The following is a 17,419-nucleotide window of genomic DNA, read 5'->3' on the forward strand; positions in this document are numbered from 1 at the left end:
GACACCATGAAAGCCATCCTGCGCAGCATCCTGATCGCCTCCGCCGTCCTCGCCGTCGCCGCCTGCGGCAAGCAGGAGGAAGCCCCGAAGAAGGCCGAGGCGCCCCAGGTGCTGACTGCCCCGACCGACGGCAACGAGCAGAACTGGAAGCTCTACCTCGCCGGTGTGGTGAAGCAGAACATGGAGGGCATCCGCAACAGCCCGTTCATGTACTACCTGCCGCCGTCCACCGTGGAGGGCTTCGAGGACCAGTACCTGCGCCAGCTGGACAACGTCTCCGACACCATCGCCCGCACCGTCCTGCCCGGCAACATGCTGGCCTTCGGCTCGCCCGAGTCGGCCCGGATGGGCGACCTGATCGTCGAGGCCTTCAAGAACGCCGACGCCGGTTCGTTCAAGGGCGTGAAGGTGCTGTACATCGGCAAGGCCGAGGACGAGGCGCGGGTGCGTGAGGCGGTGGAGCCGTCCGGCGCCGACTTCATCTTCGTCGAAGCCAAGTAAGGAGCAAGGCGCGCGCCGCCCCGGCGGCGGGCGCCATCCCGCATGGCACTGCTGATCAACGATCTCTGCATCAACTGCGACGTCTGCGCCCCGGCCTGTCCGAACACGGCGATCTACCAGGGCGAGACCATCTACGAGATCGATCCGGCGCGCTGCACCGAGTGCGTCGGGCACTTCGACGAGCCGCAGTGCCAGGTGGTCTGCCCGGTCGAGTGCATCGACCTCGATCCGGCGCATGCCGAAACCCGTGAGCAGCTGGCCGCCAAGGCGGCACGGCTGGGCAAGGAGGCTGCATGAGCGTGATGGTCCGCTTCGCCCTGCTGGGCGTGGTCTGGCTGGCCGGGGTTGCCGGCGCTGGCGAGTTGCCGAAACAGGCGGTCGTGGCCAGCGCCAATGCGCAGGCCACCGATGCCGGCCTCGAGGTCCTCGCCGCCGGAGGCAATGCCTTCGACGCCGCGGTCGCGGTCAGTGCCACGCTGGGTCTGGTCGAGCCGGAAAGCTCGGGACTTGGCGGCGGCGGATTCTTCCTCTTGCACCTGGCCAAGGAGGACCGGCAGGTCTTCGTTGACGCCCGCGAGCGGGCGCCCCTGGCCGCCACCCGCGACATGTACCTCGATGCGGACGGCAAGCCGCAGCGGGTCAAGGCTGTGGATGGCGCCCTGGCCGCCGGCATACCCGGGCTGCCCGCTGGTCTCGTCCATCTGGCCGACAAGTACGGCAAGCTGCCGCTCTCGCGCAGCCTGGCCCCGGCCATCCGGCTGGCGAAGGAGGGCTGGGTGTTCGGCCGCAAGAACGCCAGCATGATGGGCTGGCGTCGGCTGTCGCTCAGCGCGGATCCCGGTGCTTCGGCGCTGTTCCTGGTCGATGGGGCGACCCCGGCCGAGGGCACCCGGATGCGCAATCCGGACTACGCCCGCACCCTCGAGCGGCTTGCCAGCGAGGGCCGGGACGGCTTCTATCGCGGGGAGCTGGCCGCGAAGCTGGTGGCCGGCGTGCGTGAGCGCGGCGGCATCTGGTCCGAGCAGGACCTGGTCGATTACCGGGTGGTCGAGCGCAAGCCGCTGCGCCTGCAGCATCGGGGCTACCGGATCGTCACCGCGCCGCCGCCCTCCAGCGGGGGCATCGCGCTGGCGCAGACGCTGCAGATCCTGGAAGGCCTGCCCTACACCGAGGCCGATTCTGTTCAGAAGCTGCACTGGCTGACCGAGGCGCTGCGCCGCGCCTACCGCGATCGCGCGATCTACCTCGGCGACCCGGATTTCGTCGAGGTGCCGGTCGAGATGCTGATGTCGCCGCATTACGCCGCCGGGCTGCGCGCCTCGATCCACCCCGACAGGGCCACGCCCAGCGCCATGCTGCCCGGCGTCGGCGACTCGGAGAACGGGACGGACACCACGCATTTCTCGATCATCGACCGCGAGGGCAATCTCGCCGCGGTCACCCAGACCGTGAACCTGCCCTATGGCAACGCCATGGTCGTGCCCGGCACCGGGTTCCTGCTCAACAACGAGATGGACGATTTCTCGGTCAAGACCGGCGTGCCGAATGCCTTTGGCCTGGTCGGCGACGATGCCAATGCCATCGAGCCGGGCAAACGGCCGCTGTCCTCGATGACGCCCAGCTTCCTGATCGGACCCGAGAAGACCGCCGTGCTCGGCACGCCGGGCGGCAGCCGGATCATCAGCATGGTGCTGATCGGCCTGATGGCGCTGATGGACGGGCAGACCGCCCAGCAAGCAGCCGCCATGCCGCGTGTCCATCATCAGTACCTTCCCGATGTGCTGTCCTACGAGGAGGGCGCGCTGGACGAGGCCACGGTCGGCGCCCTGCGCGAGCGCGGTTTCACCGTCGAGGCGGGTCGCAACAGCTGGGGCAACATGCACGTGGCGCGCTGGAACCGGATCACCGGTGAGGTCGACGCCGGCAGCGATCCACGCTGGGGGGATGTTGGCAAGGCCGCCACCGGGGTCGGCGAGGACGAAGGCAGCATCTTCCGATAGATCCACGCGACCCCGGCCGGGCGCCGGGGCGTCGCGCAGAACGCAGTAGGAGGAGTCGATGAAGCATTTGCAGTGGACGATCGCGCTGGGCCTGTCCGCCCTGATCGGCGCGGCGCAGGCCGCCACCTTCGGCGAGCAGGTGCCGCTTGGCAAACCGCTTCCGCTGGGCGACGCGCTGAAGGCGCCGCCCGAGGGAAACACCCTGTTCAGCGGCCGGGTGGTCGAGGTCTGCCAGAAGAAAGGTTGCTGGGCCATGCTCGAGGACGAAGGCCGCGCCGTGCGCCTGATGATGCACGAGCACGCCTTCTCGGTGCCCCAGGACTACCGCGGCCCCGCCGTGGTCTGGGGTGTGATGGAAGAGGTGGAGATGTCGGAGTCGATGGCCAGGCACCTGGCCGAGGACGCCGGGCGCAGCGAGCCGGTCGAGCGCCGCGAGTACCGCATCGACACGCTCGGGATCCGTCTCACCGGCGAGGGTGGCTGAGGTGCCGGTCGAGAGGGTTCAGCGCGAGGGCTGGTTCTCGCGCCTCGCGAAGGCAGTCGCAGGCATCCTGTTCGGCCTGCTGATGATTGGAGGCGCCGGCGTCCTGCAGTTCTGGAACGAGGGCCGCACGCTGCGGCAGCAGCAGATGCTCGAGGCAGGCCGCGAGGAGGTCGTGTCCGTGCCTGCCGCCTCGGTCACGGAGTATGGCGGCCGCCTGGTCCACGTCAGCGACGAGCTGGCGGCCGAAGGCCAGCGCCTCGACCCCGATTTCAACCAGGTCGCCGAGGGCCTCGGCCTGCGCCGCAAGGTCGAGATGTACCAGTGGCGTGAGCGCAAGGAGCGTCGGGAGGAAACCTCGGTCGGCGGAAGCAAGACCACCCGCACGATCTACCACTACGAGCGCGACTGGGACGATGACCTGATCGACAGCGCGGATTTCGCCGAGCCAGAGGGGCATCGCAATCCGACCTCGATGCCGTTTCCCTCGCGTGAATGGCGCGCCGAGAGCGTCAGCCTCGGCGCGGTCCCGCTAACCCCCGAGGTGGTCGCCGAGGTGGATGGCTGGCGGCCGATGGCGGTCCAGCCCGAACGCCTTCCGGCCAACCTCGCTGCCACCTTCGGCGTCGATGATGGTGCGCTGAGCACGGTGCAGGGCGCGCCCGAGGTGGGTGACGTGCGCATCCGCTTTTTCCGCTTGCCCGAGGGGCCGCTCAGCGTCGTGGCGCGGGCTGGCAGCGGCGGACTGGAAGGCGACCCGCGGGAGCAGGGCACCCTGCTGCTCGTCGAGCGCGGAACCCACTCCGCCGATGCGCTCTTCGACATGGCCGAAAGCCGCAACGCCGGCATCGGCTGGCTGATCCGTATGGCCGGTTTCGTGCTGATGTGGGTCGGTTTCACCCTGGTGCTGGCACCGCTCGCGGTGTTTGCCGACATCATCCCGGCCTTCGGCCAGATCACCCGCTGGATCAGCGCCCTGATCGGCGGAGTGCTCGCCGCCCTGATCAGTTTCGTGGCCATTGCCTCCGGCTGGCTCTACCACCGGCCCTGGCTGCTCGGGCTGATGCTGATCGCCATCGCTGCGGGGCTTGGCTGGTTGCTGATGCGCGGCAGGAAGGCACAGCCCGCGGCGCCGCGCTCTGTGCCTCCACCCCCGCCGCCCCCTCCGCCTGCCTGAGCTGCACCGAACCGTGAGTCGAAACAATGCTTCCCGCCCGGCGCCCTCGCGCCGGGCCTTCCTCCGTGGCGCGCTGGCCGCCGGTGGCCTCGGTCTTTCCGCTGCACCATTGACCCGACTTTTCGCCCGCTCGATGGCCAGTCGCGTGGTGCCGGGCTATGGGCCGCTGCGCCCGGTCGCTGATGAGGTGACCGGCCTTGAGCTGCTCAGCCTGCCCGAGGGCTTCCGCTACCGCAGCTTCAGCTGGGCCGGCGAAGCGCTTGCCGATGGAACGCCCTGTCCAGGGCGTCACGACGGCATGGGCGTAGTCGCCGTCGAGGGTGAGGTCGTTACCCTGGTGCGCAATCACGAGCAGACGGCGCTCACCGGTGCCTTCGGCCACGCGGAGTGTCACTACGATCCGGCCTGCAGCGGCGGCACCACGACCCTGCGCTATGACCTTGCCAAGGGAGAAGTGGTGGAGGCCTGGGCCTCGCTGTCGGGCACCATGCAGAACTGCGCCGGCGGCGTCACGCCGTGGAACAGCTGGCTAAGCTGCGAGGAGTTCGTGGTCAACGCGGGCGCCCTGCCGGACAGCGCGCCCGCCCGGTTCGAGCGGGATCACGGCTTCGTCTTCGAGGTCCCGGCGAGCGGTCGCTCGAAGGCCGTGGCGCTGCGCGACATGGGCCAGTTCCGCCATGAGGCTGCCAGCGTCCACGCGCCCAGCGGGGACGTCTACCTGACCGAGGACCTCGAACCCAGCGCTGGTTTCTATCGCTTCGTGCCCCGCGAACCGGGCCGGCTGCAGGCGGGCGGCGCACTCTACATGCTGCGCGCCAGGGGCCATCGGGATCTTCGAACAGGCCTGCGCCCGGGTCAGCGCCTGGCCGTGGAGTGGGTGCCGATCGAGCACCCCGACCGCGGCTTCGACGCCCAGCGCAAGAGCATCTCCGGCGTGCACGATCAGGGGCTCGCCGCCGGAGCCAGCCGGTTCACGCGACTGGAGGGCTGCATCGCCACCGACCAGGGCGTCTACTTCACCGCGACCAATGGTGGCGACGAGGCCGCCGGCCAGGTGTTCTGCTATCACCCGGAGAGCCAGGAGCTGAGCCTGGTGTTCGAGTCCAGCCCCGACTCGATGCTCCACTATCCCGACAATGTCTGCCTCAGCCCGCGGGGCGGCCTGGTGATCTGCCAGGACAGCCCCGAGCGGGTCCAGCATCTCCACGGGCTCACTCCGGACGGCGGGCTGTTCCGCTTCGCCGGCAATCAAGCAAGGCTCGATGGATTCCGCGGGTTCACGGGAGACTTCAGCGGCGCCGAATGGGCTGGCGCCTGTTTCTCCCCGGATGGCCGCTGGCTGTTCGCCAATCTCTACGCGCCGGGGATCAGCGTTGCGATCACCGGCCCCTGGCAGGAAGGACTCATCTGATGACGGCGATCATGCTTCCGGTCACCTCGCTGTACGCAGCCCTGCTCGGCCAGCTGATCCTGGCGCTTGCGCTCAACGTGATCCGCCACCGCCGCCGGGCGGGTGTGGCCCTGGGCGATGGCGGTGATCGCCAGCTGATGCGCGCCATGCGCGCGCACGGCAATGCCATCGAAACCGTGCCGGTGCTGCTGATCCTGATGCTGCTGCTGGAGCTGGCCGCGTTTCCGACCGCCTGGCTGCACGGTCTCGGCGCGACCCTGCTGATCTCGCGCCTGCTGCACGCCGGCGGGCTGCTGCGGCGCAGCGGGCCTTCGCCTGGCCGCCTCTGGGGCATGGGGCTGAGCCTGCTGCTGGCCCTGCTGATGCCGCTGATGCTGATCTGGCACGTGGTGCTGGCCGGCTGAGGGCGCAGACCCGAGCCTGGGCCGATCGAGGCTCCTCCGGCTGCGTCGGCAGGGCTCGGCACCTTCCGAGCCGTTCGGGCTGAGGTATCGAAGCCCGGGCGGCACCGCGCCGCTCAAGTTCCCGGCAGCCGGACGGCAACGCCCGGTCCGCCGGCCAGCGGGACAGGGCAGGGCCTCAGGCCGCGGAACCCGCCGCCGATGCGCGGTTTCCGTCCGGGTTGTGCTCGACGAAGTAGAGGCCCGCATACAGCTTGGGGTCGATCGAGAACCCCTCGTTCATCTTCTGGAACAGCCAGGCCGCCACCTCGGCGCGGGGCACTTCATGCACCGTGATCTGTTCCGTCTCATCGCCACCGCCGGCGCCCTGCCGGCTGAGTCCCGAGGCGCGGACGAACGCGATCATCTCGTTGCTCATGCCCGAGGAGCTGGGGCCGGCCATCAGGTACTCGATGTGCTCGGCCGCCCAGCCGGTCTCCTCAAGCAGTTCGCGACGCGCCGCCACCTCGACGCTCTCGGCCTCGCCGAGGTCTCCGACCAGGCCGGCCGGCATCTCGATGCTGCGGGCCTCGATCGGCACGCGGTACTGCTCGACGAACAGCACCTTGTCCTCCGGGGTGATGGCCACCACGATCACCGCCGAACTGGCATTGGTCCGCTCGGCATACTCCCAGCGCCCGCGCTGCTTGAGGCGCAGGTAGCGGCCTTCGTGGAGCAACTGGTCTTCCATGGTCAGGTTCCGTCTGCCCGCAAGCCGGGCCGTGGTCGGATGCTAACCCGGGCGGCGTGAGGCGATGCGCTGCGGAACCTTTCCACCGCGCCGCGGTCAGAGCCGACCTTGACCCGACCCTGCGGACCGCCATGCGCCTTGCACTGCTGTTTCTAGCCCTCTTCTCCTGCGCTGCAGGAGCCCAGTCGCCTGCAGCCAGCTCCGACGTCGAGGGCGCGCAGCAGCTGCCGGCAGGGGAGATCGATTCGCGCCTCGCCCAGGTGACCGACGCCAACGAGCTGGCAGCCGTGGCCCAGACCCTTGCCCAGCGCGGCGAGCACCTCGACGCCGCCCGCGTCTGGCGCCGGCTGGCCGAGCTGCGCCCCCATCTTGGCCGCTACCAGCTGGAAATGGCGGCCGAAATGGCCACCCAGAACTACAAGACGCTGACCTACAACGCCCTGCTCCAGCTCCAGGCGCAGGGCTATGCCTTCGACTTCAGCCAGGACAAGCGCTTCGATCCGGTGTCCGACACCGAGGTCTGGGGTCACGTGCTCAACGGTTTCAAGATGAACCGGGAAACTTATGGCAAGGGCAAGGTGCTGCACACCCTACCCAAGGAAGACCTGCTGATCGAATCGCTGGCCTGGGACGACTCGCGTGACAAGCTGCTGGTGGGCAGCGCGCGCACCGGGTCGGTGTTCACCGTCGAGGGCGGCGGCAAGTTGAAGCCGCTGGTCAAGGCCGACGACGAGAACGGCATGTGGAGCATCTTCGACCTGGCGGTCGATGCCGAGCGCGGCGTGCTGTGGGTTGCCTCCACCGCCGTGCCGCACTTCAAGGGCTATTCGGCGGAGAAGGATCTAGGCAAGGCCGGCGTGTTCAAGTTCGACCTGCGCAGCGGCAAGTTCACCAAGCGCTTCCTGTCGCCGCAGATCCTCGGCCAGCAATTCTTCATGTCCTCGCTGGCGCTGGGTCCGGACGGCACCCTGTATGCCGCCGACGGCGTCAACAACGCGATCTACATGGTCCGCGACGACCAGCTGACCCGCCTCGTCCACAATCCGGTGCTGAGCAGTATCCGCGGCATGTCGGTATCGGAGGACGGGAAGGTGCTGTATTTCTCGGACTACGAGCGGGGCATCTTCGGCATCGAGCTGGATGGCCTGAAGCCGTTCGAGGTCGCCGTGCCCAAGACCTTGGCGCTGGGCGGCATCGACGACCTGGTCACCGTCGGCAATGACCTGGTCATCGTCCAGAACGGCATGGAGCCGAAGCGGGTGATGAAGCTGCGCCTTGGCGCCGGCGGCCGCGCCGTGCAGTCGGTGGCGCCGATCGAGGCCAATCGCGAAGAACTGGTGCAGCCGACGCAGGCCACGCTGGACGGCAAGCGTCTGCTGCTGATCGCCAACAGCCAGAAGGACAACTACGACCGCTTCGGCCTGCTGCGCGACAAGAACAAGCTGGCCGGCACGGTCATCTTCGAGACCGGCACCGAGGGTGGCCAGGGCACGCAGCCCGGCGCCCAGCCCTCAGGCCAATGAGGCCGACCAGTCGGCGATCCGCCTTCGGGTGATCGGCCCGACCCGGAGCTGGTCCAGCATCGGGTCGAGCAGGTCGCCGCGCACCGCGGCGACCTCGTAGTCCACGGCCCGGCCCGGCACCTCGGCGTCGAGTGAAATGGTCGCAAGGCGCCGCGAGAGCAGGGCCAGTTCCCGATGCTCGCGCAGCCGCGCCGCGTGCGACTTCGCGCCGCGTATGCGCAGGAAGGGCAGCTCGTCGATGCGCTCCAGCAGCGCATCCAGCGAATCGAAATGGTCGAGCAGGGCGCTGGCGGTCTTGGCGCCGATGCCCGGCACGCCGGGGATGTTGTCGATCGCATCGCCGGTCAGGCCGAGGAAGTCGGCGATCCGCTCGGGACGCGCACCGTAGCGGCCGTGCACCTCGGCGGCCGACCAGCGGGTGTCACGGGCCAGGTCCCATTGCTCGTCGCCCTCGCGCAGCAGCTGCGACAGATCCTTGTCCGCGGAGACGATCAGGCCGCGGTAGCCCTCCGGGCGCAGCGCGTGCAGGGCGCTGCCGATCAGGTCGTCGGCCTCGAAGCGCGGGTCGGCCATCTCGCGCAGACCAAGCGCCGCGGCCAGCGCGCGGCAGTAGCCGAATTGGCGTTTGAGCTCTTCCGGCGCAGGTTCGCGATTGGCCTTGTAGGCCGGGTAGAACTCGTTGCGGAACGAGCTCTCCAGAGCCTCATCGAAGGCGACCAGGGCATGGGTGGGGCGGGTCCGCTGCAGCAGGTCGAGCAGGAAGCGCAGAAAGCCATGGACCGCGTTGACCGGGTGGCCGTCGGCGTCGACGAACTCGTCCGGCATCGAGTGCCAGGCGCGGAAGACATAGACGCTGGCGTCGACCAGGACGACGCGCGGCGCGCTCATGTCTGCCATTCCTGGAAGTGCTCGGCGAACTCGGGCCGGACCCGCTCGGGGACCTCCTCCTGCGCGTGGCCGACGTGGATGAAGCCGAGGATCCGCTCGCCGGCAGAAAGACCGAGGTGGGCGGCCACGCCCTCGTCGTAGGCCGGCCAGCCGGTCAGCCACTGGGCGCCAAGGCCCTCGGCCTCGGCCGCCAGCAGCAGGGAGAAGCACACGCAGCCTCCGGACAGGATCTGTTCCAGCTCCGGAATGCGGTCGGTGTCGCCGATGCGGCTGATCACGACAAAGATTACGGGGGCCGTGGTCATCTTCTGCCGTTCCTTGTCGATCACCGCCTCGGCCGGGGGCGGCTGCTGGGCCGCCCGGCGCGCCAGCAGCCATTCGCCGAAGGCTTGACGCGGCGCGCCGCGCAACAGCAGGATCCGCCACGGCTGCAGCTTGCCGTGATCGGGCACGCGCAGCGCGGTGCGGGCCACTCGCTCCAGGGTTTCGATGTCCGGGGCAGGTCCGCCGAGCAGGCGGGATGGGGTGGACCTGCGCCGCTCGAGCAGGCCGGGTACTTGATCGGGCTCGTTCATGCCGTACTGAAAGTTTCCGTTTGGAACAGTTGTTATGTGATCCGGTTCACGCTGTTGGCCGGCGAAGCGCGAGTGCGATCACGAATATCGGCCGCTTTGCGTCACTATACTCAGCCCGTGGTTTCTGTATCCCCATCCAAGGCCTGCACATCATGGAAGCGCCCGCCGGCAACAGCAACGTGATCGACATGGCCAGCCGTGGCCAGGGTCCGGCGCATCCGCAGGTGTTTGCCGAGGTGCGCGGGATCTCCCTGCGCAAGCTCGGCGGCATGCTGGCCGAGGTGCTTGATCGCTCCGATGATGCCCTGTTCGACTTCGTCCAGCGGACCAAGAGCAGCAATGAGCAGCAGGACTTCTTCGATGCCATGCGCGAGCTTCGCCGCCGCCGCGGCGAGGTCGAGCAGCGCTACCGCGATTTCCTCGCCGAGTCGTTTGCCGCGCTGGAGCGCCGCCGGCCGCTGAAGGTCAACCTGCACGCCGCCGAAGGCGCCGACCAGGGGCTCAGCCTGGTCTCGGCCGATGACCTCGAAGAACAGCTCGCGGCCGAGCAGCTGGCCGCGCTGGCCGATCGCCGCCACGCCGAGGCGCTGCGCCAGCTTGAGCTGCGCATGGCCCAGGCGGTGGGCCTGCCGCTGATCGACCCGCAGTCGCTTTCACTCGGCCCGACCACCATCTGCGGCGCCTTCCGCGCCGGTCTGCAGGGTCTCGAGCTGACCATCAAGGCCCGGCTGGTCCTGTACAAGCTGTTCGAGCGTGAGCTGATCGACTCGCTCGGCGGCCTCGTCCACGACTGCAACCAGCGCCTGCACCAGGCCGGCATCCTGCCCGCCGTGGCGCCGGCGCGGTCGGTCCCGCGCAGGGATGACGGCATCGTCCGCGAGACGGTCGGCGACAGCCGCGACAGCGGAAGCTCGGCGTACAGCCCGCAAAGCACGCGTTCGAGCAGTCGCCAGCTGGGCGCCGGCATCAGCAGCGGAGGCTCGGAGCATCCGCCCGAGACCATCGACTCAATCTTCGCTTCGGTGCGTGACCTCTGCCAGGCCGTGCTCGAGGCGCAAAGGATGGCCTCCGGGGCCGCTGCGGGACGCGGTCAGAGCGCCGATGCCGCACCGAGTGCGCCGCGGGTCACGCTCGGCGAGCGCCACGCGCTGTCGGCGCTGCAGTCGCTGCAGAACAACATTCCCGAGTCCCTGCTGCGCGCGGTCGACGATCCGCACGTCTCGCTCAGCTCCCTGCTCAAGCAGGAGCTGCTCAAGCAGGCTGAACGCATGCAGCTCAGCGAGCCCGGGGCCGGGCTGGTCGAGCAGGACGAGCAGGCCCTGTTCCTGGTCGGCCTCCTGTTCGACGTGCTGCTCAGCCAGCGAAGCTATGAGCGTCCGGTGCGCCAGCAGTTCGTTCGGCTGACCGTGCCCTACGCCCGCGCCGCGATGCTCGACCAGCACCTGTTCGCGCTGAAGACCCATCCGGCCCGGCAGCTGCTGAACTCGCTGGCCGAGGCCTGCGATGGCAACCGCGGCGAGTCGGCGGCCGAACGCGACATGCTCAACCGTGTCGGCGGCGTCGTCGACAAGCTGGTGGCCGATTTCAACGAGGACATCGCGGTGTTCTCCGAGCTGGAGTCCGATTTCCGGGACTTCCTCGATTCGCACCGCAAGCGCGTCGAGCTGGCCGAGAAGCGCGCCGCCGAGGCGCAGAAGGGTCGTGAGCGCCTCGACGAGGCCCGCGCCATGGCGCAGATGGAGCTGGCCACCCTGATGGGTGCCCGCTCCGCGCCGCCGGTGCTGGAGATGTTCCTCGGCCGCTACTGGACGCACCATCTTGCCGTGGTCTTCCTGCGCGAAGGCATCGAGGCCGAGCGCTACCGCCAGGCCCGTCAGGCCGGCGAGAAGCTGTGGCTGGCCCTGCTCGCCTGCGAGGCGGGCAAGGACGTGCCGCCGACCCTGCGCGATGAGCTGACCCCGGTGCTGGCAAGCTCGGGGGTCACCGGTCCGGGCGCGGCCGAGGTGCTGGACGCGGTCGAGTGGGTGCTACTGGCCGTGCGCCTCGGGCGCCACGAGGCCGCGAGCAGCCACCCGTTGCCGCCGGCCATGCAGAACCTGGCCCCGCTGGACAACAGCAATGAAGAGCCCGCCCCGGCGCCCAGCGCCCCGGGCGACGTCGCCGTGGCCACGGCCAAGGCCGAGCAGGCCGAAGCCGCCGAAGCCGAAGGCGAGGACGTCGAGCCGCCCTACGCGGAAGAGGACGTCGAGCGGATCAAGGCGCTGAACCTCGGCGCCTGGGTCGAGTTCATCGGCGAGAACGAGGAGTCGATCCCGGCCAAGCTGAGCTGGATCAGTCCGATCTCCTCGCGCCTGCTCTTCGTCACCCGCCGCGGCATGCGCCACTGCGCCGCCTCTCCGCAGGAGCTGGCCACCCTGATCAAGCAGGGCAAGCTGCACCTGCGCATCGGCGACACCGCCTTCGAGTACGCGATGAGCCAGGTGCTGGGGCGCCTGCGCGAGGCCGTCCCCGAGACGAAACAGGCGGTTTGATCCTGATGCCACCGGATGTGCTCCGGTGGCGCCCGTCGCGGCAACACAAGCTGCATCCGTTGGGATAGCATCGGGCCCGGGAGATCCACAACCGGGGGCTGTATGCCGATCACCATCGCGGCGGTGCGCGAGAACGCGCCGCACGAGCGTCGCCTTGCGCTGACGCCGGAAGTTGCCAAGAAGCTCAAGGGGCTGGGGGCCGACCTGCTGATCGAACGCGGCGTCGGCGAACGTACACACGTGCCCGATGCGCTGTTCAAGGACGTCGAGGTGGCCGCAGACGCCGCCACCGCCATCGGTCGCGCCGACGTGCTGCTCAAGGTACAGCCACCGACTGCCGAGGAAATCAACGCCCTGCGCGAGGGCAGCGTGCTGATCGGCTATCTCGCGCCGCACGCCGACGACGACCGGGTAAAGAGCCTGCGCGACCGCAGGATCACCGCCTTTGCCATGGAGCTCCTGCCGCGCACCACCCGCGCCCAGGCCATGGACGTGCTCAGCTCCCAGGCCGGCATGGCCGGCTACAAGGCCGTGCTGATCGCAGCGCAGGTCTCGGGCAAGTTCTTTCCCATGCTGACCACGGCGGCGGGCACCATCCGTCCGTCGAAAGTGCTGGTGGTGGGCGCCGGCGTGGCCGGCCTGCAGGCCATCGCCACGGCACGCCGGCTGGGCGCCCAGGTCGAGGGCTTCGACGTGCGGCCGGAGGTCAAGGAGCAGATCGAGTCGCTCGGCGCCAAGTTCCTCGACCTCGGCGTGTCCGCCGCGGGAACGGGTGGTTATGCCAGGGAGTTGACCGCCGAAGAGAAGGCCGAGCAGCAGCGTCGGCTGGGCGAGCACCTGAAGAACGTCGATGTCATCGTCACCACCGCCGCCGTGCCGGGCCGCCCCGCGCCGAAGATCATCTCCGCGGCGATGGTCGCCGGGATGAAGGCCGGCAGCGTGATCGTCGACCTGGCCGCCGAGACCGGCGGCAACTGCGAGCTGACGCGCCCGGGCGAAACGGTCGAATCCGGCGGCGTGAGCATCGTCGGCCCGCTCAACCTGCCGTCGATGGGCGCCATCCACGCCTCCGACATGTACGCCAAGAACCTGTTCAACTTCCTCTCGCTGATGATCAAGGACGGTGCGCTGAACCTTGACTGGGAGGACGACCTGGTGGCCGGCACCTGCCTGACCCACGGCGGCGAGATCAAGCATCCCGCCACCAAGTCCCGCATCGAAGGAGCCTGATCGATGGACGGTTTCGTCGCGCTGTACATCTTCATGCTGGCCGCGTTCACCGGCCACGTGATCATTTCCCGGGTGCCGGTGATCCTGCACACGCCGCTGATGTCGGGCTCGAACTTCGTCCACGGCATCGTCGTGGTCGGCGGCATGGTGGCCCTGGCGCATGCCGACACCAACCTCGAGCGGGCGATCGGCTTCCTCGCCGTGCTGCTCGGTGCCGGCAACGCGGTGGGCGGCTATGTCGTCACCGAACGCATGCTCGAGATGTTCAAGTCGAGCAAGAAGGGGGGCAAGCAATGAGCCTTCCGATGGTCCTCGACTTCCTGGCCCGGGCGAGCTATTTCGTCGCCGCGGTGCTGTTCATCCTCGGCCTGATGAAGATGGGTTCCCCGGTTTCCGCCCGGCAGGGTATCCGCTGGGCGGGCGTGGGCATGGTGATCGCCACGGTCGTCACCTTCTTCGCCCCGGCAACCTGGGGCGCGCATGGCCTTGATCCACTGAACCTGGTGCTGATGGTCATCGCCATCGCGCTGAGCTATGTGTTCTGGATCTGGGGCAAGAAGGTGCCGATCACCGACATGCCGCAGATGGTCGCCATCTTCAACGGCATGGGCGGCGGCTCGGCCGCGGCGATCGGTGCCGCGACGATGGTGAATGCCGCCACCTACACCGGTGCCTGCACGCCCGACGCCATCGCCGCTCACGCCTGCCTCGACACCACCAAGTCGGTGCTCGCCATCCTCGGTTCGCTGATCGGCGCGGTGTCGTTCTCCGGCTCTGTGATCGCCTGGGCCAAGCTCGACGGCCGGCTCGACAAGCGGGTCACCTTCCCCGGACAGCAGGTCTTCAATCTTCTGGTCTTCGTCGGCCTGGTCGCGCTCGGCGGCTACCTGGTCTTCGAGCTGGACGTGCCGCTGATCATCGTCTTCTTCGTGGTCGCGCTGATCCTCGGCGTGCTGATGACCCTGCCGATCGGCGGCGCCGACATGCCGGTGGTGATCTCGCTCTACAACGCCTTCACCGGCCTCGCGGTGGCCTTCGAGGGCTACGTGCTGCAGAACCAGGCCCTGATCATCGCCGGCACCGTGGTCGGCGCGGCCGGCATGCTGCTGACCCAGCTGATGGCCAAGGCGATGAACCGGCCGATCAGCAACGTGCTGTTCTCCAACTTCGGCGGCGGCGGCGCCGGCGGCGAGGAGATCACCGGCTCGATGAAGCCGATCGAGGCGCCGGATGCGGCCTCGCTGCTCTATCTCGCCGACCGGGTCATCGTGGTGCCGGGCTACGGCATGGCCGTGGCCCAGGCGCAGCACAAGATGTGGGAGCTGTGCAAACAGATGATCGCTCGCGACAAGGAGGTCAAGTTCGCCATCCATCCGGTCGCAGGGCGCATGCCGGGACACATGAACGTTCTGCTGGCCGAGGCCGGGGTGCCCTATGACCTGATCGCCGACATGGACGACATCAACCCCGAGTTCAAGACCTGCGACGTCGCCATCGTCATCGGTGCCAACGATGTGGTGAACCCGGTGGCCAAGACCGACAAGTCCAGCCCGATCTACGGCATGCCGATCCTCGACGTCATCGATGCCAAGAACGTCATCGTCATCAAGCGCGGCAAGGGCACCGGCTTTGCCGGCATCGAAAACGCGCTGTTCTATGCCGACAACACCCGCATGCTCTACGCCGATGGCCAGGAAGCTGCCAGCAAGCTGATCACGGAGCTGAAAGCGCTGGATGGCGGTGGCGGGCATTGATCCCCGGGCGCCGGGTGTCGTCTCGGCCCCGGCGCTCGACTTCCGCTTCGAGCTGAGGCCGGGTTACCTGTTCGCGCGCTGCAGCGGCCCCGAGGACAATCTCGCGGTGTCTGCCTGCATGTGGCAGCGCATTGCGGACGAGCTGGCGCGAACCGGCCTGTCGCGCGTGCTGGTCGAAGAGGATTTTCCCAATCAGGTGCCGGCCGAGGTGATCTACCAGGTCGGCGAGTTGATCGTGGAGATGTTCCCGCCCGGGACCCGGATCGCCCATGTCGATCAGCACGGTGGTGACGTCGTGCTCAACGAGTTCGGCGCCACCGTGGTCAACGCGGGCGGCGTACACGGGGCGGTGTTCGGCAGCCTTGCCGCCGCCGAGAGCTGGCTGCGCGGCGACTGAGTCAAGCCTTGTCCTGCCACCCGGTATCCTCGAGGGCGTGCCGGGTGGCACGCCAAGGGGCAGTGGCATGAATCTCTTCCTGGCATTGGCCAGCGGCATTGCGGTGCTCACCGCCGTCGTGCATTCGCTGCTGGGAGAGTTGCTGATCTTCCGCCGCCTGCGTGCGGGCTCGCTGCTGCCCGGGAGGCCGGCTCCGCCGCTAAGTGTCGGACATCTGCGGATCCTCTGGGCCACCTGGCATGCGCTGTCCCTGTTCGGCCTTGGCTTTGCCTGGCTGCTCTGGCGTCTCGCAGCGGATGTGGCAGCGCCGCAAGGCGTGGATGTGCCGGCCGCTGCCAGCGTGGCGTTCGCCGCGAGCGGACTGCTGGTGCTGCTCGCCACGCGCGGCCGCCATCCGGGCTGGATCGCGCTGGCCCTTGCCGCTGCCCTCGCCGCGTGGGGCCAGGCCGCCGGCTGATCGACCCGCAGTGGCGCTGGGCTGCGCAGAGGGGGTATGGTCAGTGCTCAGCGACCCGTGGAGTGCGCGCATGAACAGGCTGTTTGGCTGGATGCTTGCCGGCTGCATGATCCTGTTGACCGGCTGCGGCATCGAGGTGCCTCCCGAGAAGGCGGCCTACATAGGCGAGTGGCAGGCGACGACCATGTACCTGCTGATCACCCGCGATGGTTCGGTGCGCTACAAACGCATCGAGGGCGGCGTAACGACGTCGGTAGAAGGGCCGCTGAAGGCCTTCGATGGCGACAACTTCGAGGTCGGCGTCGGCCCCATGTCCACCACCTTCATCGTCAACCGCCCCCCTTATCTCGACGGAGAGACCTGGAAGATGCAGGTGGATGGCGTGCCGCTGACGAAAACGGCCGAGTAGGCCTGCGGAGGCGGAATGGCAAGGGAGTGCGCTAGAACCATCTGGACCGCGGCGGGATCACCTGGTCCGCTGCGACCCCGGGTAGGTCGTGGTTCGCGCCTGCCAGTCGGGCCTTGGGGCCGCTAGCCATGCGTCCGGTTCAAGTCAGCTCGACGCGCCCGCCGGACGGGTGCCAGGTCGCCGAGGTGCGCGCGCTGGACGAGCGCGACGTCCTCCTTCTGCGCAGGATGCTGGAGTTCTTCTCCAAGGTGCTTGGCAGGCGCGACGCGCCCGCCGCCCTGGCCCCGGACGACGGCTACCTGCTGGGGCTGCTTGAGGACCCGGGCTTCATCGCCATCGCCGCCATGGATGGCGAACGGCTTGTCGGCGGACTGGCAGGTTATGTTCTTCGCCGCTTTGATCAGGTGCGCTCCGAGTTCCACCTGCACGACCTGGGAGTTGTGCCGGACTGCCGCCGGCAGGGCATCGCCAGCGCCCTGATCGAGGCCTTGCAGGAGCTGGCCGCGGCGCGCGGCATCGACCTGATCATCGTCGAGGCCACACGCAGCGACCGGCCGGCCGTGGCCCTGTACGAGAAGTTCGGTCGCCGCCACGAGGTCTTCCACTTCGACATCCGCCCGTTCACCTTGCGCATTGCCCAGGGCTGAGCGCGAAACTCCCACAGTCGGGGCAGGGATTGGCGATTTCCAGCCTGCCGGATCAGTTTGATCGCCGAACTGACCAGCTCCGGCGTGCTGACCGAGCCGTATCGGCGGTACGCTGACGGGCTGGTCTCGACCCAACGTGCGTTCGGTGACGTGTGCTTTGGGCGCAAAGAAGACCTTCCACAACACCCGAATGTAGACACTCTGTTCCCTGTCAAGCGATTTCTTGGCTCGGGAACAGCCTGCTCCCGTCGTACTTTTCTGGGCTTTTGACGAGGGTCCAGGCAGCGGTGAGCAGCTTTCTCATGAC

General features: G+C 68.5%; 19 protein-coding genes. 16 read left to right on the plus strand and 3 right to left on the minus strand.

Annotation, left to right across the window (positions count from 1 at the left end; genetic code table 11):
- Window positions 1-6: 6 nt before the first annotated feature.
- The 7 genes from M0G41_RS16595 to M0G41_RS16625 are packed head-to-tail and all read left to right on the plus strand — an operon-like array spanning window position 7 to window position 5,974.
- The gene (locus M0G41_RS16595) at window positions 7-501 is read left to right on the plus strand and encodes a hypothetical protein (RefSeq protein ID WP_248211116.1); all 495 of its coding nucleotides are present in this window, start codon (window positions 7-9) and stop codon (window positions 499-501) included.
- 42 nt (window positions 502-543) lie between these two features.
- A complete protein-coding gene (locus M0G41_RS16600) occupies window positions 544-798 on the plus strand; it encodes a YfhL family 4Fe-4S dicluster ferredoxin (RefSeq protein WP_248211118.1) in 255 nt (84 codons plus the stop codon).
- Window positions 795-2,501 (plus strand): gamma-glutamyltransferase, encoded by a 1,707-nt coding sequence (gene ggt / locus M0G41_RS16605; RefSeq protein WP_248211119.1) that lies wholly within the window; start codon window positions 795-797, stop codon window positions 2,499-2,501. The genes M0G41_RS16600 and ggt overlap by 4 nt, the downstream gene beginning before the upstream one ends.
- 58 nt (window positions 2,502-2,559) lie before the next feature.
- Window positions 2,560-2,985 (plus strand): DUF4920 domain-containing protein, encoded by a 426-nt coding sequence (locus M0G41_RS16610; RefSeq protein WP_248211122.1) that lies wholly within the window; start codon window positions 2,560-2,562, stop codon window positions 2,983-2,985.
- 1 nt (window position 2,986) lies between these two features.
- Window positions 2,987-4,159 (plus strand): TMEM43 family protein, encoded by a 1,173-nt coding sequence (locus tag M0G41_RS16615; RefSeq protein WP_248211124.1) that lies wholly within the window; start codon window positions 2,987-2,989, stop codon window positions 4,157-4,159.
- A 13-nt stretch (window positions 4,160-4,172) separates the two neighbouring features.
- Complete coding sequence (locus tag M0G41_RS16620; protein ID WP_248211126.1) at window positions 4,173-5,570, plus strand: alkaline phosphatase PhoX; 1,398 nt, start codon at window positions 4,173-4,175, stop codon at window positions 5,568-5,570.
- Window positions 5,570-5,974, plus strand: a complete 405-nt coding sequence (locus M0G41_RS16625; RefSeq protein WP_248211127.1) for an MAPEG family protein — start codon at window positions 5,570-5,572, stop codon at window positions 5,972-5,974. Before M0G41_RS16620 ends, M0G41_RS16625 begins: the two co-directional genes overlap by 1 nt.
- Window positions 5,975-6,149: 175 nt before the next feature.
- Here the strand turns inward: M0G41_RS16625 and M0G41_RS16630 are convergent, their stop codons facing one another.
- Window positions 6,150-6,701 carry an NUDIX hydrolase gene (locus tag M0G41_RS16630; RefSeq protein ID WP_248211129.1) on the minus strand — a complete coding sequence of 184 codons (552 nt, stop codon included), beginning with the start codon at window positions 6,699-6,701 and terminating at the stop codon, window positions 6,150-6,152.
- A 131-nt stretch (window positions 6,702-6,832) separates the two neighbouring features.
- Here M0G41_RS16630 and M0G41_RS16635 point away from each other — a divergent pair, with 131 nt between their 5' ends.
- Entirely contained in the window at window positions 6,833-8,224 is a 1,392-nt protein-coding gene (locus M0G41_RS16635; RefSeq protein ID WP_248211130.1) for an NHL repeat-containing protein, read from the plus strand.
- Here M0G41_RS16635 and M0G41_RS16640 read toward each other — a convergent pair.
- Together M0G41_RS16640 and M0G41_RS16645 are read right to left on the minus strand one after the other, a co-directional pair.
- Window positions 8,213-9,121, minus strand: coding sequence for a 5'-3' exonuclease (locus M0G41_RS16640; protein WP_248211132.1), 909 nt, complete (start codon window positions 9,119-9,121; stop codon window positions 8,213-8,215). The genes M0G41_RS16635 and M0G41_RS16640 overlap by 12 nt on opposite strands.
- On the minus strand, window positions 9,109-9,687 hold the full coding sequence (locus tag M0G41_RS16645; RefSeq protein WP_248211134.1) for a nitroreductase family protein: 579 nt from the start codon (window positions 9,685-9,687) through the stop codon (window positions 9,109-9,111). The genes M0G41_RS16640 and M0G41_RS16645 overlap by 13 nt, the downstream gene beginning before the upstream one ends.
- A gap of 152 nt (window positions 9,688-9,839) precedes the next feature.
- On the opposite strand from M0G41_RS16645, the gene M0G41_RS16650 reads away from it, so the two are divergent.
- The 8 genes from M0G41_RS16650 (at window position 9,840) to M0G41_RS16685 (ending at window position 17,112) form a co-directional block, all read left to right on the plus strand.
- Window positions 9,840-12,218 (plus strand): DUF1631 family protein, encoded by a 2,379-nt coding sequence (locus M0G41_RS16650; protein ID WP_248211135.1) that lies wholly within the window; start codon window positions 9,840-9,842, stop codon window positions 12,216-12,218.
- Between the two features lie 102 nt (window positions 12,219-12,320).
- Window positions 12,321-13,448 (plus strand): Re/Si-specific NAD(P)(+) transhydrogenase subunit alpha, encoded by a 1,128-nt coding sequence (locus M0G41_RS16655; RefSeq protein ID WP_248211136.1) that lies wholly within the window; start codon window positions 12,321-12,323, stop codon window positions 13,446-13,448.
- Between the two features lie 3 nt (window positions 13,449-13,451).
- Window positions 13,452-13,745, plus strand: coding sequence for an NAD(P) transhydrogenase subunit alpha part 2 (locus M0G41_RS16660; RefSeq protein WP_248211137.1), 294 nt, complete (start codon window positions 13,452-13,454; stop codon window positions 13,743-13,745).
- Window positions 13,742-15,202 (plus strand): NAD(P)(+) transhydrogenase (Re/Si-specific) subunit beta, encoded by a 1,461-nt coding sequence (locus M0G41_RS16665; protein WP_248211138.1) that lies wholly within the window; start codon window positions 13,742-13,744, stop codon window positions 15,200-15,202. The genes M0G41_RS16660 and M0G41_RS16665 overlap by 4 nt, the downstream gene beginning before the upstream one ends.
- A complete protein-coding gene (locus tag M0G41_RS16670) occupies window positions 15,189-15,599 on the plus strand; it encodes a hypothetical protein (RefSeq protein ID WP_248211139.1) in 411 nt (136 codons plus the stop codon). The genes M0G41_RS16665 and M0G41_RS16670 overlap by 14 nt, the downstream gene beginning before the upstream one ends.
- A 67-nt stretch (window positions 15,600-15,666) precedes the next feature.
- Window positions 15,667-16,056: a hypothetical protein gene (locus M0G41_RS16675; RefSeq protein WP_248211140.1), complete on the plus strand. Its 390-nt coding sequence runs from the start codon at window positions 15,667-15,669 to the stop codon at window positions 16,054-16,056.
- 70 nt (window positions 16,057-16,126) lie between these two features.
- Window positions 16,127-16,465 carry a hypothetical protein gene (locus M0G41_RS16680; RefSeq protein WP_248211142.1) on the plus strand — a complete coding sequence of 113 codons (339 nt, stop codon included), beginning with the start codon at window positions 16,127-16,129 and terminating at the stop codon, window positions 16,463-16,465.
- A gap of 128 nt (window positions 16,466-16,593) precedes the next feature.
- Complete coding sequence (locus M0G41_RS16685; RefSeq protein WP_248211145.1) at window positions 16,594-17,112, plus strand: GNAT family N-acetyltransferase; 519 nt, start codon at window positions 16,594-16,596, stop codon at window positions 17,110-17,112.
- The last annotated feature ends 307 nt before the right edge of the window (window positions 17,113-17,419 follow it).

Origin of the sequence: Pseudomarimonas salicorniae, from assembly GCF_023156535.1 — a bacterium.
In the GTDB taxonomy this organism is placed as follows: Bacteria; Pseudomonadota; Gammaproteobacteria; order Xanthomonadales; family Xanthomonadaceae; genus Pseudomarimonas; species Pseudomarimonas salicorniae.